The organism is Hominisplanchenecus murintestinalis, assembly GCF_943193015.1.
In the GTDB taxonomy this organism is placed as follows: domain Bacteria; phylum Bacillota; class Clostridia; order Lachnospirales; family Lachnospiraceae; genus Hominisplanchenecus_A; species Hominisplanchenecus_A murintestinalis.
Map to the genome: position 1 here is coordinate 1 of NZ_CALPCM010000048.1, position 15,823 is coordinate 15,823.

Annotated in this window: 15 protein-coding genes; 2 read left to right on the forward strand and 13 right to left on the reverse strand. The window is 47.9% G+C overall.

All coding sequences use genetic code 11. The annotated features are described in order from the left end of the window. Positions 1-61: 61 nt before the first annotated feature. Complete coding sequence (locus NFR99_RS12770) at positions 62-169, forward strand: putative holin-like toxin (protein ID WP_277613462.1); 108 nt, start codon at positions 62-64, stop codon at positions 167-169. 149 nt (positions 170-318) lie between these two features. Here the strand turns inward: NFR99_RS12770 and NFR99_RS12775 are convergent, their stop codons facing one another. The 6 genes from NFR99_RS12775 to NFR99_RS12800 form a co-directional block, all read right to left on the reverse strand. Continuing rightward, on the reverse strand, positions 319-639 hold the full coding sequence (locus NFR99_RS12775; protein WP_251353815.1) for a hypothetical protein: 321 nt from the start codon (positions 637-639) through the stop codon (positions 319-321). Beyond that, a complete protein-coding gene (gene rlmD, locus NFR99_RS12780; RefSeq protein WP_251353816.1) occupies positions 605-1,960 on the reverse strand; it encodes a 23S rRNA (uracil(1939)-C(5))-methyltransferase RlmD in 1,356 nt (451 codons plus the stop codon). The genes NFR99_RS12775 and rlmD overlap by 35 nt, the downstream gene beginning before the upstream one ends. After that, the gene (locus tag NFR99_RS12785; RefSeq protein ID WP_135975915.1) at positions 1,957-2,901 is read right to left on the reverse strand and encodes a 3'-5' exoribonuclease YhaM family protein; all 945 of its coding nucleotides are present in this window, start codon (positions 2,899-2,901) and stop codon (positions 1,957-1,959) included. Before NFR99_RS12785 ends, rlmD begins: the two co-directional genes overlap by 4 nt. Positions 2,902-2,942: 41 nt before the next feature. Further along, entirely contained in the window at positions 2,943-4,208 is a 1,266-nt protein-coding gene (locus NFR99_RS12790; protein WP_160216410.1) for a S1C family serine protease, read from the reverse strand. A 95-nt stretch (positions 4,209-4,303) separates the two neighbouring features. Then, positions 4,304-5,347 carry an FAD:protein FMN transferase gene (locus tag NFR99_RS12795; RefSeq protein WP_251353817.1) on the reverse strand — a complete coding sequence of 348 codons (1,044 nt, stop codon included), beginning with the start codon at positions 5,345-5,347 and terminating at the stop codon, positions 4,304-4,306. Further along, a complete protein-coding gene (locus tag NFR99_RS12800) occupies positions 5,344-5,508 on the reverse strand; it encodes a hypothetical protein (RefSeq protein ID WP_160216411.1) in 165 nt (54 codons plus the stop codon). The genes NFR99_RS12795 and NFR99_RS12800 overlap by 4 nt, the downstream gene beginning before the upstream one ends. Before the next feature lie 153 nt (positions 5,509-5,661). Between NFR99_RS12800 and NFR99_RS12805 the strand changes: the two genes are divergently transcribed. After that, positions 5,662-6,600 (forward strand): DUF1848 domain-containing protein, encoded by a 939-nt coding sequence (locus NFR99_RS12805; RefSeq protein ID WP_120486562.1) that lies wholly within the window; start codon positions 5,662-5,664, stop codon positions 6,598-6,600. On the opposite strand, the gene NFR99_RS12810 is transcribed toward NFR99_RS12805, so the two are convergent. The 7 genes from NFR99_RS12810 to NFR99_RS12840 form a co-directional block, all read right to left on the reverse strand. Next, positions 6,595-7,350: an HAD family hydrolase gene (locus NFR99_RS12810; protein WP_251353818.1), complete on the reverse strand. Its 756-nt coding sequence runs from the start codon at positions 7,348-7,350 to the stop codon at positions 6,595-6,597. The genes NFR99_RS12805 and NFR99_RS12810 overlap by 6 nt on opposite strands. 187 nt (positions 7,351-7,537) lie before the next feature. Continuing rightward, positions 7,538-10,198 (reverse strand): calcium-translocating P-type ATPase, PMCA-type, encoded by a 2,661-nt coding sequence (locus tag NFR99_RS12815; RefSeq protein WP_251353819.1) that lies wholly within the window; start codon positions 10,196-10,198, stop codon positions 7,538-7,540. 80 nt (positions 10,199-10,278) lie between these two features. After that, positions 10,279-10,866: a TerD family protein gene (locus NFR99_RS12820; protein ID WP_120486559.1), complete on the reverse strand. Its 588-nt coding sequence runs from the start codon at positions 10,864-10,866 to the stop codon at positions 10,279-10,281. Positions 10,867-10,878: 12 nt separating this feature from the next. Beyond that, a complete protein-coding gene (locus tag NFR99_RS12825) occupies positions 10,879-11,460 on the reverse strand; it encodes a TerD family protein (RefSeq protein WP_120486558.1) in 582 nt (193 codons plus the stop codon). 55 nt (positions 11,461-11,515) lie between these two features. Further along, a complete protein-coding gene (locus NFR99_RS12830) occupies positions 11,516-12,097 on the reverse strand; it encodes a TerD family protein (protein ID WP_135975920.1) in 582 nt (193 codons plus the stop codon). A 36-nt stretch (positions 12,098-12,133) separates the two neighbouring features. Continuing rightward, entirely contained in the window at positions 12,134-13,285 is a 1,152-nt protein-coding gene (locus NFR99_RS12835) for a toxic anion resistance protein (RefSeq protein ID WP_251353820.1), read from the reverse strand. A 1-nt stretch (position 13,286) separates the two neighbouring features. Then, on the reverse strand, positions 13,287-15,557 hold the full coding sequence (locus NFR99_RS12840) for a YceG family protein (protein WP_251353821.1): 2,271 nt from the start codon (positions 15,555-15,557) through the stop codon (positions 13,287-13,289). Between the last annotated feature and the right edge of the window lie 266 nt (positions 15,558-15,823).

Consider the following 15,823-nt stretch of genomic DNA (forward strand, 5'->3'; position numbering starts at 1 on the left):
CGACAAAAACCTCTTACATATCTAATTCTTATCAGGAAAGTCTAAAATCCATAGACACAAGATTTTTTACAGCCTCACATACGAAGTTTTAAGCCTGTTATTTTTTGGTGGTTCGTTTCTCGTTGCATTGCTTGCCTATTTAGACAATAGGAACAACAAGCGAAAATAAATAAGCCTACCTTGTAATCTTGGCGGATGCAGGTAGGCTTTAGGCTTATTCGTGGAGGCTAACCACTTTGTGGGCGGTTGCTCCTTTTCTATAATATAACATTTCTGAATCTGAAAATCAACATTCTTTTTGAAGCTCGGCAGAATATCTCATATCATACTAAAATGCTTAAACGCTGCCATAATCGCTTTTTCTTTCTCCGGCGGGCATTTCGGCACACGGCTTTTATTATCGCCTACATTGTAATTCAGACGTTTCTCAATACCGCATTTGTCTTTTATCTGCGCCACATACAGTGACGATACCTTTAAACCATACTCCGACATTATCCAGTCTTTAATTTCCGTATAGGTCGCACAGCCTTTTACATCCTTAAGATATTCATTATCTTTTGGCTCATAATCCACATACGCATAGACTGTTTCAGCAGTGTTACTATTTCCTACCCAAAAGGACGCACGTCTCCACATGTACACTCATCGGAAACTGGTCAACTCCCTGCCCGCTCACCACTTCATACCCTCTCTCACACAAATACTTCAAATCCCTCGCCAGCGTAGCGGAATCGCAGCTCACATACACCACACGCTCCGGCTCCATCTTCACGATAGTGTCCAGGAGACTTTCGTCGCAGCCTTTCCGCGGCGGGTCTACCACGATGACGTCAGCGGATATGCCGTCTCTCTCATACATTTGCGGCAGTACTTCTTCTGCCTTTCCTACATAGAAGCTGGCATTTGTAATACCGTTGATTCTGGCGTTGTTTCTGGCGTCTTCGATAGCCTCTGGAACGATTTCTACTCCGTATACTTGCCTTGCTTTCTGTGCGAGGAAGAGGGAAATCGTGCCGATTCCGCAGTACAGATCCCAGACCGTCTCATTTCCGGTAAGGGCGGCATATTCCAGAGCCTTTTCATATAGCTTCTTCGTCTGCACCGGATTTACCTGATAAAAGGACAGAGGTGAAATGCGGTATTTAATCCCCCCGATGTAATCCTCAATGTAACCACGTCCCCACACGGAGAGAATTTCATCACCCAAAATTACATTTGTCCGCTTCCTGTTCACATTTAAAGTAATACTTGTCATGCCGGGAATTTCCGCCAGACGTTCTGCCAGTTTTTCAATTTTTCTGACCTTATGTCCATTAACCACCAGGCACACCATGATTTCTTTCGTGGTAAACCCATAACGGATTAGTACATGGCGCACCAGCCCTTTCCCCGTAGACTCATCATATGCTGAAATATGCTCCTTTTCCATGAAATCAACGACGGCATCCAGGATTTTCTCGTTCTCCGGTACGCCGAGCAGACATCTGTGGTTTTCGATAATTCTGTGGGTGCGTCCTGCATAGAACCCCATAATAATTCTTCCAGTTTTATCTGTACCTACCGGAAACTGTGCTTTATTCCTGTATCCAAAGGGATTGTCCATACCGCAGATTGGCTCCAGCCAAATGTTATCAAATCCCCCGATTCGTTTCAGGTTATTCTGAATTTTATTTTCTTTAAAACGAAGCTGCGCTTCGTAAGCCATCGCCTGGAGCTGGCATCCGCCGCACTGGCGCGCCACCGGACAGGGTGCAGTTACCCGCCAGGGAGACGGCTCCAGCACCCGCATCAGCCGTGCATAGCCGTAGTTTTTCTTCATTTTCATAATCTTAGCTTCCACTACGTCACCTATAACGGCATCCTTTATAAAGAGAGCAAATCCGTCCATCTTCCCGATGCCGGCTCCGTCTGCTCCCATATCTTCTATTTTTACTTGTATCAAATCATCTTTCTTCATATGCTCGTTTTCCTGATATTCGATTCAAACAGCCGGTTATACCCCAGCCACTCATTGTTATCCGCCGCCCCTCTGACCGCCTCCTTGAATGTCTGCATTTTGGCGTCCGTATTATCTGCAAAATTCAACGCCAGCGCCTCTGCAAGAGCCGGCTTTTTCGGCGAGCCATATTCCAATTCCCCATGATGCGCTAAAATGCAGTGCATCAGCTCGCTCAGCAGTTTCTTAGGAAATCCCTGGATGCGCCTTGCCGTCGCGCCCACCAGCTCCGCGCCCATATAAATGTGCCCTAAAAGCTGACCGTCATCGGTGTAGTCATTCTCAGGAAATGTAGATATTTCCCGCATCTTCCCTACATCATGAAAAAGCGCCGCAGTAAGGAGCAGATCCCCGTTTAAAATCGGATATTGCTTAATATAAAAACAGCAAAGCTTTACTACTCCAAGCGTATGCTCAAGCAGCCCGCCCACAAATCCATGATGAACGCTCTTCGCCGCTGAATGAAATTTAAAAGCCTTAATAAAAGCCTCATTATCCTTGAAATACAACTCCGTCAGCTTTTTCAAATGTTCATTCTCAATCTTTTCCACATAATCCATCAGTTCTCCATACATTTCCTCAATATCCCGCTCACTGACCGGAAGATAGTCCTGCGGGTTATATTCCCCTTCTCTTGCCCGGCGCGCACGCTTGATATTCAGCTGCAAAGCGCCCTGGAAGTTTGTCACATCTCCGACGACATCCACATAGTCCAAAACTGCAAAATCATCAATCCCCTGGGAATCCGGATCCCATATTTTAGCGTCAATCGTACCTGTTTTATCCTGCAAAATCACATTTTCATACGCTTTTCCGTTTTTCGTAACTGCCGCCTGCCTGTACTTACACAAGTAGATATCCCCTACCTTTTCTCCCTCTCTCAACGTTTCAATGAATTTCATCTCTTCCCCTTTCCGGCACGCTTGCTGCCTCATCTTCCGCCCTAACGTCCCAACTGTACCAAAACTTCCATATCTACATATCCGTCCACCGATGTACGCTTAATCTCAAGCTTAACCATCTCTTCCGGGCTGTGTTTTTGAATTTCCTGCCTGTAATCCTCTATGGTTAAAATTTCCTTGCCGTCTATGCCTGTAATAATATCCGCCACATACACACCTGCGTGCATTGCCGGAGAATCCTCTGCCACGCTCCGCACGTAAATCCCCTGAGGCATATGGAACTCCTCGGCAATCGTCGCATCAATCTCTTTTCCCACTATTCCCACCGTGGGACGCTCCCTGCCGTTCGCCAGATCCATCACCAGCTCCTGGATATCGGGAACTGCCAAAGCGGTAAGTGTGATCTGCCCGCTGTCCGAAGAAAAGCTCTGCGCAATAATCCCCATGATTTTCCCGTCTAAATCAATCAATATACCGCTGCCCTGCTGGCTTCCCAGAATATCTGTATTTAACACACGGTACTGAGCGTCCACCACAGGCATCTCCACCATCGAAGTAATCATGCCAAACGACATGCTGCTGTTGTTTGCCACCGGAGTTCCCAAGGCAATCACCGGCTCACCCTGTTTCATATTTCCAGATACTCCCAGTTCCGCCGGCGCAATCCCATCCATGTCGGCAGGAAGGCTCGATTTTCTCACGCACAGTACTAACAGCCCTGTTGCCGCATCCCGTTTCTGAAGGCTCGCGTCTGCCACTGTCCCGTCTGAAAATGTTACGATAATGCGCTCTGCTTCGACAGCAGCATGGCTTCCTGTCAATATAAAATATTCCTGCTGGCTCTGGGCAATGATAAGACCTGCTGTCTGAATACGGTTTTCTATCACTTCATTGAACCAGTCCACATTGCTCGTTTCGCACGTCACAGTAACGACTGACGGATAGACGCTCTCCGCCACTTGCGCCATTTTTCTGTAAAGCATCTTGTAATCCGAAATCTCCAGATCCTTGCGCTCAATCACCGTATGCGGCGCTTCTGTTTCCGCTGTCTCTGTCTGTGGTGCCTCCGTCTCTTCCGTCTCCGTTTCCTCACGCACTACAATTACCTGCGCCGGGTCCTCCGGCTCGCCAAACTGCTTCTTTGCCCACGGCTGAACCACCGAGAATGTAATCCCTGCCGCAGCGCCAAACAGAATAGCCAGGGCACACGCCCCGATTCCCTTCCGGAACCATCTCATTTTATAAAAAGGCTTTTTCTTAAGCTGCTCGCTCATGAAATCAAATTCCCTCTGTCCCTTCTCCGACATATGAATCGTCTCCTTATTATCCCCCAGCGCCCCCTATTATCACGATTAGTCTACCAAGAATTTATGAACAAATCATGAATTCTCCCTTCCTTTTCTCATTTCCTGATTATCTCATAGCTAAAATCCGATTGAAACGCTCCCTCAAGCCCCTCTGTAATCCAGAGTCCGCCTTCTTTATCCAGAAAAACCGCATCAAACTCTTCCCTATGCAATTTCCAAAAGGACACAGCCTGCTCCATTCCCATGACAAAAAGAGCCGTGGACAGACCGTCTGCCAGCGTCCCGTCCTCGCTGACAACAGTAACAGACTCCAGTCCACTGTCTGCCGGATAGCCGCTCTTCGGATTCAGTATATGATGATACGTTTTTCCATCCTGCTCAAAGTATCTCTCATATCCGCCTGAAGTCACCACCGATTTTCCATTCACGGAAAGCACCCCCAGAAAATCTCCGTCCCCTTTCGGGCTGCGTACTGCCACACGCCAATTTCCCCCGTTTGCTTTCCTGCCAAGCACCTGCACATTTCCTCCCAGGCTGACAATCCCGCTCTCAATCCCATACTCCTGAAAGATTTTCATCATTCGGTTCGACGTATATCCTTTTGCAATTCCGCCCAAATCTATTTCCATCCCCTCCAAACTAAACGTCACTTTCTCCCGTTTTCCGTCCAGTACAATCTGCGAACCGTCTACCCTGTCCAGCAGCGCCTTCAACTCCTCCGGTTCCGGCACCCGGTATTCTTTATCTGGAAACCCCCACGCCTGCATCACAGGATAAATGCTGATATCAAACGCGCCGTCTGTCTCTTTACAAATCCTTTCCGCCCCTTCCAGCAAAGCAGCTGTGTCCTCTGACACAAAACCGCCCTCTTCCCGGTTTAGCCTGAACACTTCGCTGTCCTCTGCCCCTGTGGAAAGCAGTGCGTCCAGTCGTTTCACTTCTTTCTCTGCCGCTTCCACAGCTTCCTCACACCGTCCCCCATAAGCGGTAACCGTCATCACCGTATCCATAGCGAAAAATTCCCTTGAAGCTGACGCCTCGTGGGTACTCTTCCCGGTACATCCATATAAAAACACTCCTGCCGCCATCATCAAAAGCAGGCGCATGAACCAGAACTTCCTTTCCCTTCTCATTCTCATGCCATACCTTTCCAACGCATTTCCTGTTTACACAAAATCCTATCGTTTTCCTCAAGTATTGCACTCATTTTTTCATCCGTCAACTCTTTTATGGCAACAGAAACAAATGAGAACAATATTCCCCTGGCAGCCAGCGCATCCACATCTGACTTCTTCCCCAAAGCATAGCATCTCACTGAAAAATCCCGTTACTGTTGGCTTCTTGACTTTCCTTGAAAAAAGGCTACAATAATTTTATGTAGAATTAGTACAAAGAATCTGAAACCATTTAAAATACTAATGAACACCTCAATGGTGAAACGGAGGAATATAAAATGATTATCAACACTGGCGGACGAACAGATACCGTACAATACTACACAGAATGGCTTCTGAATCGTTTTGCAGAGGGATATGTCCTTTCACGCAATCCGCTTTTTCCAAATAAAGTCGCACGCTATGAACTGATTCCCGACAAAGTAGACTGCGTTGTGTTCTGTTCGAAAAATTATGCGCCTATCTTGCCGCGTTTACATGAAATTACAGACCGTTTCCATACTTATTTCCATTATACGATTACCGCTTATGGGAAAGATATTGAACCCGGCGTGCCTGATATTGATAAAAGTATAGACACGTTAATAAAGCTTTCCGCCCTGGTGGGAAAGCAACGTGTTTCCTGGAGGTATGACCCTGTTTTGCTGACAAAGGATTACACCGTAAAGCGCCACCTGGAAACCTTTGAGCGGATGGCAAGTGCGCTGGCTCCTTACATAGACCGCTGCATTTTCAGCTTTGTAGAAATGTATAAAAAACTGGAAGTCAATATGCCTGAAATTATCCCCTTATCCGGGCAGGATATAGACACACTGGCACAGGGACTTGGCTCTATTGCTGAGAAGTATGGGATTTATATTCAGACCTGCGGAACAAACGGAGATTTTACCCCTTATGGGATTCATGCCTCCGGCTGTACGACGCTTGATATTCTGGGCAAAGCGAACAGCATCATGTTCCGAAATCTGAAGCATAAAGGCATGAGGCAGGGCTGCCATTGTATAGAAAGCCGCGATATCGGCGCCTATGATACCTGTATGAACGGCTGTAAATATTGTTACGCCAACAAAAACCCCCATAAAGCATTTGAAAATTATCAATACCACGACAAGACTTCTCCCCTTCTGCTCGGCGCAGTAAAACCAGACGATACGATAACCCAGGGAGCACAAAAGCCCTTTCAGGCATATGCGGAACAGCTGCGTCTCCAACTATAAAAATGAAGATATCACAAACTCAAGAAGCCGCTCTGAAAATACTCTATCCGGCTCCATGAGCCGAATTTCCCCTTCTGGTTTGCAACACTTCCCAAGTATCTGCGGCGCAATCCCCACATCCGCCTCTGCCAGCATCGGTAAATCAAATGCACTGTCCCCGGCAGCTATCGCCTGTTCCGGCTTTACCTTTTCCCGGAGCCGCTGAAGAGCCGCGCCTTTATTCAGAGATTTCGGGAGCGCATATACTTTTACTCCGTTGCGGAAGACATCCATTCGATTCATATCCAGCTCTTCTTTTAACCTGTCTACAGACTCTTCCGGACACCTGCTTTTGGTAAACAGAAACAGATTCCTGATATTTCTGACCTCAAGGCTTCTGTTTTCATCCCTTTCCAGAATTTCCGCTGCTTTCCACAACTCATCCTGACAGTCTGCCGTCATTTCCACAGACTCCCGATACCAGCCCGCGTCCTCCTGCCCATTTATCAAAAGTACGCCGCCATTACATACCAGCGCATATGACGGCACTCCCACTCCCAAATCAATCCGGCGGTACTGCTCCTCCGTCCGGGTAGTCACAGGCACAAACAAAAGCCGGGACGCCGCATATGTCAGCAGCCCGTATGTCCTTTCCGTAATATACGAAACCTCCCGTCCCTGATAAATTTCTACACACCGTTTCTCCTTACCAATATCATGCTTATAAGAAAATATCAGAGTATTATCCAAATCCGAAAAAAATGCAATCATAAAAATCCTTTCCCAAAGGTGCTGCTATAAAGTGCTGCCGTTCAACTTTCAAATTGCGGTTTGTCTGCTAGTTCATTGCTTTCCCCTGTCGGTTCCGCGACTGTCCGGGGTAAGCAATGAACTCACAAACAAACCGCAATATAGGGCTGGCAGCAACGCTGAACCAGCCCTATTTCATTGTGTAGTATTATTTTTCTCCGCCCACAGCCACTTTCCTTACCATGTCTACCGGAATCATGGTAACTGCCAGCAGGATTACCGCAATCCAGCCCTGGATGCCGAACGGCACGCAGCTGAACATGCTTCCAATCCACCGGAATGGTGCAAACGGAATCAGCGCCGCGTTTACAATCGCAAACTGGACGGCGATGATGATGAAGAACACTTTGAGGAATCCTGTATTCTCATCCAATCCCCTGAATATGCCAAAGCGGTCGTCACGCACATTGAATCCGTTAAACAGCGCGCTTACAATAAACAGGACAAAGTACCCTGTCAGATGCTGCTCTTCGTTTGCAAACAGCCCTGCAAAGAACGGCAGCTTTAAGAAAAGAAAACTGATAATCGTAAGCCATGCGCCCATTGTAAGAATCTGCGCCATCATTTTCTTGTTTACGATGCTTTCGTCTCTTCTTCTCGGCTTCTCATCCATATATTTCTTCAAAGCCGGCTCGTTGCCGAGCATGATTGCCCCCAGCCCGTCCATAACCAGGTTGACGAACAGCAGGTGGGTTACTTTCAAAGGCTCCTCTACGCCGAAGAATGGCGCGACAGCGCTCACTACCACTGCCGCTACGTTGATTACCAGCTGGAACTTACAGAATTTCAGGATATTGTGGTAAATCGTCCTGCCGTACCAGATGGCGTCTTTGATGGACTTAAAGTTATCGTCCAGGATAACAATCTTTCCTGCCTCTTTCGCTGCTTCCGTCCCGCTTCCCATAGCAAAGCCTACGTCCGCGCGTTTCAGTGCTGGAGAGTCGTTTACGCCGTCTCCGGTCATACCTACGACCAGATTCATCTCCTGGCACAGCCTTACCATACGGGACTTATCCGTCGGAAGCGCCCGGGCAATAACACGGATATGTGGAATCATTGCCTTTACTTCTTCATCAGACATCTCATTAAGCTGTGCGGAGGAAATCGCTTTATCCTCTTCACTCTTCAAAAGCCCGGCGTCTTTTGCAATCGCTACTGCCGTCTCCAGCCTGTCCCCGGTAATCATAACTACCTGGATGCCCGCATTCTGTACTTCTTCAATCGCTTCTTTCGCCTCCGGGCGCACATCATCGCGGATGCCGACCAGACCGATCACCACGATATCGTCGTTAATGGCGTTTTCCACCATCGCTTTCTCTGAGTAACCAAAGGCCAGGACACGCATTGCCTTTGCCGCAAGCTCATCAATCTTTTTGTTGAGGACTTCTTTATCCAGCTTCTGCTCTTTTCCGTCCCCGTCCAGATACCGTGCCGCAGACGCCAGCAGCTTCTCCGGCGCGCCTTTGTAGAATGTTTTTCCCAAGCTGTCAATCCTCGCCTGGCTGAATTTATTCGCAGAGTTAAAGCCCTGGCTCGCCGTAACCGCACAGTCTTTATCCGATTCAAGCGCCAGGAATACAGGCTCTCCGATAAATTTCATCAACGCCTGGTCCGTGGCATTTCCGCCGATAACCCGGTGGGAAGAATCAAACATAGACTGTGTATTTTTTCCTATCGCAAGGTCTACCAGACCTTTCACCTGGCTGTGTTTGCTTAAATCCGCAAGACTGATGGACTTTCCGTCCGCAGTAAAAAAGTCCACAACTTCAAGCCTTCCTTTTGTAATCGTCCCCGTCTTATCGCTGAACAGGATATTCAGGGAACCTGCTGTTTCGATACCTTCCGCTTTCCGCACAAGCACATTGTGGGCAAGCATTTTGCTGGTATTTTGCATAAGCACCAGGGAAATCATCAATGGCAGACCCTCCGGCACTGCGCACACGATGATAACTACCGCAAGGGAAACCGCTTCTACGATTTTCTTGACAACTACCTCAACGCCCAGCCCGAAGAAAGCGTCAAATCCCCCTGCCGACGTGACAAAATATGCAAAATACAGGACTGCTATCACGATTGCCCCGATATAACCAAAAGTAGAAATCTGCTTTGCCAACTTTGAGAGCTTCACTTTCAGTGGGGAATCCGGCTCATTCTCCTGCATTTCCTCCGCCATCTTGCCCATCATGGTTTTCAGGCCGACTTTCCTGACGTCAAGAATCCCCTCCCCGTCAAATACCACGGCTCCCCGGAACAGAGAATGGGCGTCCACAAATGTGTCGCCTGTGATATTTTCTGCAAGCTCGACTCCTTCGCCCGCAGCCGTTTTCTTACATTCCTCCGCCTCTCCGTTCAGCGCGGAATTGTCGACCCGCAGGCTGCCGGAGACGAGGATGCCGTCTGCCGGAATCTTATCGCCGGACTGCAGGAGCACCTTGTCTCCTACAACTACATCATCCACATCAATCACTGTCACCAGGCCATTTCTGTGTACCTTGCATTTATCTTTTTCTGTACTGTCTTTTAGTTCACGGTATTTCGTATCACTGGCAACACCTGTCTTCGCAGATACAAATGCAACAATCAGCACTGCCACAATCGTTCCCAAAGGCTCGTAGATTTCCGCGTAGCCAAAGCAGAACATAACAATCATCAGCGCCGCAATCGCCAGAAGAATTTTAATCATCGGGTCGCCAAAAGTTTCTTTAAATTCCTCCCAGAAGGTTGTCGGTTCTGAATCCGGTATCACATTTGAGCCATGCTGCTGCCGCGAGGCTTCCACCTCTTTATCGGTTAAACCATTGAATTTCATTCTTGCCCCTTTCTGACGCGCCTGCGCGCCATCTTGGTAAATTAGGAAGTTAACTTCCTCACTTTTAACCTCTTGTCATTCTATACGTATCTCTTTACTAAATCACTGATGCTTCCGTCGTTCGTTCCCTGTCCGATGGCGTTGAATTTCCATTCATTATTGTAACGGTACACTTCTCCGAATACCATACCTGTCATCCCGGAATAATTTTCCGTGAGGTTATACCTGCACATCTCGCGGTTGTTTCCCGCATCCACCAGACGGATGAAGGCATTCTGAATCATTCCAAAATGCTGGTTCCGCTTAAATGCATGGTAAATATTTACCACAATCACAATCCTGTCATACTCTGCCGGAACATGCGCCAGGTCGATAACAATCTGCTCATCATCTCCTTCGCCTGCGCCCGTCAGGTTATCGCCCATATGCTGAACCGTCCCAGACATATGGCGGAGGTTCGCAAAATAAACCACATCCCTGTTATCACAGAACTTCCCGCCTTTCAACAGGATAGCCGAAGCGTCGCAATCAATAGGCTGCGGCTTCGGCGCAAAGAATCCACGGGCTCTCGGCGCCTCGTCCCATCCGAGACCTACTACTATTTTGGCGAGACCTGCGCTCTCTTTTGTCAGGCTCACCTTTTGTCCTTTTTGTAAACTGATTGACATTTCGATTCCTCCTTATTCTACGTCCACGCCAAAGCTTGCACAGAGCGCTGCAAGACCGCCCTGGTAGCCGCTTCCGATGGCGTTAAACTTCCACTCATTTCCATTCTTGTACAGTTCCCCAAACACTGCCGCTGTTTCAATAGAAAAATCCTCGCCCAAGTCATACCGCAGCATTTCCTCTCCGGTATCTTCATTGTAGATGCGGATAAACGCATTGCTGACCTGCCCAAAATTCTGCCTTCTCGTCTCAGCGTCATAAATAGTTACCGTAAATACAATCTTCGCAATATTTGCCGGAACGGCAGAAAGATTTACTTTAATCTGCTCATCATCCCCTTCACCCTCGCCTGTCAGGTTATCTCCCATATGCTGGACGCTCCCTGACGGATGTGTAAGGTTTCCGTAAAATACAAAATCTTCTCCCCTGGATACCTTCCCGTTCTCTGTGACAAGAAATGCAGCTCCATCCAAATCAAAAGCGCCGCCTGTATCAAACTGGTTCACATCCCAGCCTACGCCGACTACTACTTTTGACAGTCCCGGATTTCCTTTCGTCAGACTTACTTTCTGCCCTTTTTGCAAATTAATTGGCATTTCAAATTCCTCCTTTAAATACCGCCGCCATCTGACGGCGTACTATAAGCAATCTTTAAGCTACCTCAATCCCATAATGTCCGCAAAGTGCCGCAAGGCCGCCCTGGAAACCGCTTCCAATGGCATTAAACTTCCATTCTCCGTTATGACGGTACAGCTCGCCTACTACCACTGCCGTTTCAATCGAGAAATCTTCGCCAAGGTCGTAACGGATAAGCTCGCTGCCTGTCGCCGTATCCACAATCCTGATAAACGCGTTGCTGACCTGTCCGAAATTCTGCCTCCGCAGCTCCGCATCATAAATCGTTACCGTAAATACTACCCTGGATACATTCGCCGGGATTATCGTGAGGTCAACTTCTATCTGCTCATCGTCGCCGTCTCCGCCTCCCGTCAGGTTATCGCCCATATGCTTTACCGCTCCGCTGTTATGCTCCAGATTCCCATAGAAAATAAATTCCCGCTCCGTCGGGCATTTTCCATTTTCTCCTACCATAAATGCCGCAGCGTCCAGGTCAAAGTCCGCGCCGGAATCAAATGCATTTACATCCCAGCCCAGCCCGACCATAATATTTTTAAGGCTTGGATTTCCTTTCGTTAAATCAACTTTCTGTCCTTTCTGCAAATTAATCGGCATAGCTTTCCCTCCTTAAATTATAATATTCCTTGATTTCTACCTTTTATTAGGCATTTGATACATGCTGTTAAATTCCCGTTTAATATTCTCAAGCCGCGCCTTGTCATCGATGCGCTGCCGTTTTGCATTTTCCTGAATCTGCTTTGTCTCTTCGATGCCGCTGACAATCGTCCGCCAGGTGGTTTCCAGTGTCTCTATCTTGATAGAGCTTCCCGCCGCCATCTTCGCAGTAGCTTTCGACTGGGCTACCGTGTTTTTCGCATTCCGTATCAGCATCTCATTCGTCTTTTCATCTAATGCCGACATAGCGTCTGCCTGAATCTTCTGACGCTTGAGCATGATAGCCTGTGCCAGCGCCTGTTTGAAAATCGGAAGCGTGATGATAAATGCGGAATTAATCTTACGCACCAGGTTCATGTTCGTGAATTCCATAGTCTTAATCATCGGAATCGACTGCATCGCCACATTCTCAGCAGTCCGCAGATCCTGCGTCCTCTGCTCCAGCATCATCAGCGCCTGCTGCAGCGACGTAATCTCAAACTGGATGGAATTGTCGCCCGTGGCCTCCATGTCCGCCTGCCTCTTTTCGATATACTCTTCAATCTCCCTGCAGCCCTGTTCCCCGGCTAAGATATATTTCACCAAATCGTGGTAAAATCCCACGTTTGCGTCAAACATCTGATTCAGCTTGCGGTTCGACTTCTTAATCTCGGACTCGTACTGTTTCAATTCTACATAAATCTTATCTACTTCATCTCCCATCGTCCGGTATTTTTCCAGAATCTTATCCAGCTGCTTTTTCATATTGCCGAACAGCTTGGAAAACAGCCCAGGACTTTCCTCCTTAACTTCTTCAATGTCAAACTTTGACATGATCTTCGCCAGGGTGTTCAGCAGTGTGCTGGACTCGTTAAGCTGCGACAAATCCATACCGTTCAGCACCACGTCGGAAGCTTTTGAAATCTCTTCCGCCGCCTGCGCCCCAAAAGTAACGATTGTCTCCAGATTGTCAATTTCAATCGTGCTCACAAGCGCGTCCACTTCCGGTGAATTTACCAGCTCCGTGTTCATCTGCTCCCTGTCAGCCACAATATCATATTGCTCTACGACCGCTATCTCTTCTTTCGTATCCGGGACAGCGGAAACTGTCGGCTGCTGCACAGCCGCTTTGCTAAAGTCTAATCCCATATTATATACCTCTCTTAAAAAATTTATCACGCCATGTAGGACGTGTATTTAACGAAATCATTCGGAAATCAGGAACCTGCAGGTCATACAAATAATCTCCCGTCTGATGCTCCTCCAAAAACTTTCCCACAAAATACTGCTCTACGCTCTGGTAACCCGTCGGGACAAAAAACACTACGTCAAATCCCAGCATACTCAAGTATGCCGTCACGATGGAATCCTCCAGTGAAATCGGCCGTTCCCCCGTATTGATATAGACAATCTTCGGATTCTTCTTTGTAAAATCAAATTTCTGGATAAGGCGCACGACTTCTTTTCCCAGATTCAGCGCCACGGATACAATGGTATACTCCGTACCGTTCTCAAACGTTCCCTTTATCTCTCTTCTGTCAATCAGAAGCTGCAGCTTGTCCAGCATATGTTCCTGTATCTCTTCCCGGAGCACCCCATACCGATATGTCTGATGAGCCTTTATCTTCTCCTTCTGTACTTTCCCATTTCTGAAAAACTCTGTGGCGTATGCTTTGAAAGGATTCGCGTCTGTCGGCGCGATATACGGTACGTCCTGAATCAGCAGGGTATCCTCCGTGAGAAGAGCCTTGATGCCTGACCAGTACTTTGCCACATCCCTGTTCTTTACGCCCGATACCTTTGCAAAAATCACAGGCAGGCTGACCACATCATCCACCGTATCAAAGCTTGGCCGGAAACGCAGTTCCTGATCCCAGAGCAGCGCAATCTCTTCATACATCGTCTGCAGCATCACCGCGTTCGCTTTTCGATACTGCTGGTTCCGGTACATGCCGGAATTCTGATACATCAGCGTATCCAGTTCGCGCTCCGCATGATATGCCGCCGTACCAATCCGTACCCCGGAACTCTCCTGCGGAAACTTGTCCGCCGTCACGGACTCCTGATAATTTATCTCATAAAGCAGCCTGTCCTCCAGGCAGCATTTTATATTCAAATTCGGATTCAGAACCAGCACGTCCACGGGAAGCCTTGCCAGGAATCTCAGAAACAGCGCTTCATTTTCATTTTGGCAGGCACCCATATGGATAAAACAGCTGATTTCCGGGAGCCTCCATCCTCCGAACAGCTTCCCCTGGTAACGCTTCAGCCAACACAGCAGGTATACCGCTTTATTTGTAAGGCGGTTCAGGTTCATGCCCGGGTTCTTCGCTTCCTCCAGCATCATGTCAATAAATGCCCTTACCATAATGCGCCGCAGTTCCTCCGAACCATGACGAATATTCGCTGACAAATCCATCAGCATCTGATCCTGCCTCTGGTAATTCTTCCTGCGGATTTCCCCGATTTCCTGCATATCCGGCTGGGGAATCCCCCCATCCACAATTACAAGCCTGCGCTTCGCATTTTTCAGTTCCAGATAGAACTGATACAGCTCATTCATATAAACGAGCTTATCTTCTGCTCCATTCATTCGGATAAAGCAATTATAGAACAGCTTCGGATCACTGCCCCGTCCAATAGCCGCCAGCGTGATATCTGCCAGCCCTTCGCCGGAAATCCACGCATTCGTACAGTTCGCGGCCTGCGGTTTCTTCCCATACAGACGCTCCTGTTCCGCTTTCTGCTGCATCTGCTCTCTGAGACTGCGGATGCAGAATCCCTCCGGAAACGCCTCCATTTCCGGCAGCGCCAGGCTGTCGGACAGCGCTGACGGCGCGTCAAGCCTCCGGTAGCTGTCATCTCCCCGATACTGAAGCAGCACCACGTCGCACCCTGCATGAGACAGAATCGAAACCAGCATCAGCTCATAACTGCTAATCTCACCCTCATACAGAATCTTGGGAACACGGTTCCCGCCCAATTGATTTACAATACGCTCGAACTTATAGTACAGCCAGCACATGAACTTGATATATGCATTCTTGAGCATATTCTCATTCTTTCCGGCCCTGCGCAAAGAATCCAATGAATCATACATGGACGCCGCCACCTGGTTTCTCTGGAAATCATTCATCCGAGGCAGCCACTTCCTTAAGCTGGATGTGATAAAACCCATGCTCATCTGAAAATCCATCCCCATAATCTCATTATAATAAGATAGATTTCTCTCATCGGGATTAGGGATTCTCCCTTCAATGACGACTCCTGACAGGCGGGCGGCCTCATAATATCTTCCGATAAACTCTCTGATTTCTTCATTAAACCCGTTAATCCTGTAAAAATATACGCCTTTTTCTTTCCTGCTATCAAGTTCCATAAAAAAATCATTCAGGCCTTGAATTTTCCTGTGTTCAAACATAGATTTTTTCCATCCTAACGAATCCAAAATTACATGGAAAAATTATACCACTTATCCCTCCGTTTATCAACAGCGATATTATATATCATATAATAAAGTTGGAGTTCCGCTTTCAAATTGCGGTTTGTCGGGGAGTCTGTCGCTTACCCCAGACACCGGGGCACCTGCCATATATCCCACACGGACGGAGACAACGCGCCGGTGAACTAACGCTTAACTACGACTAATACGCTCAGGAGAGCCTTCGCGCATAAGTCTCCGTAAAG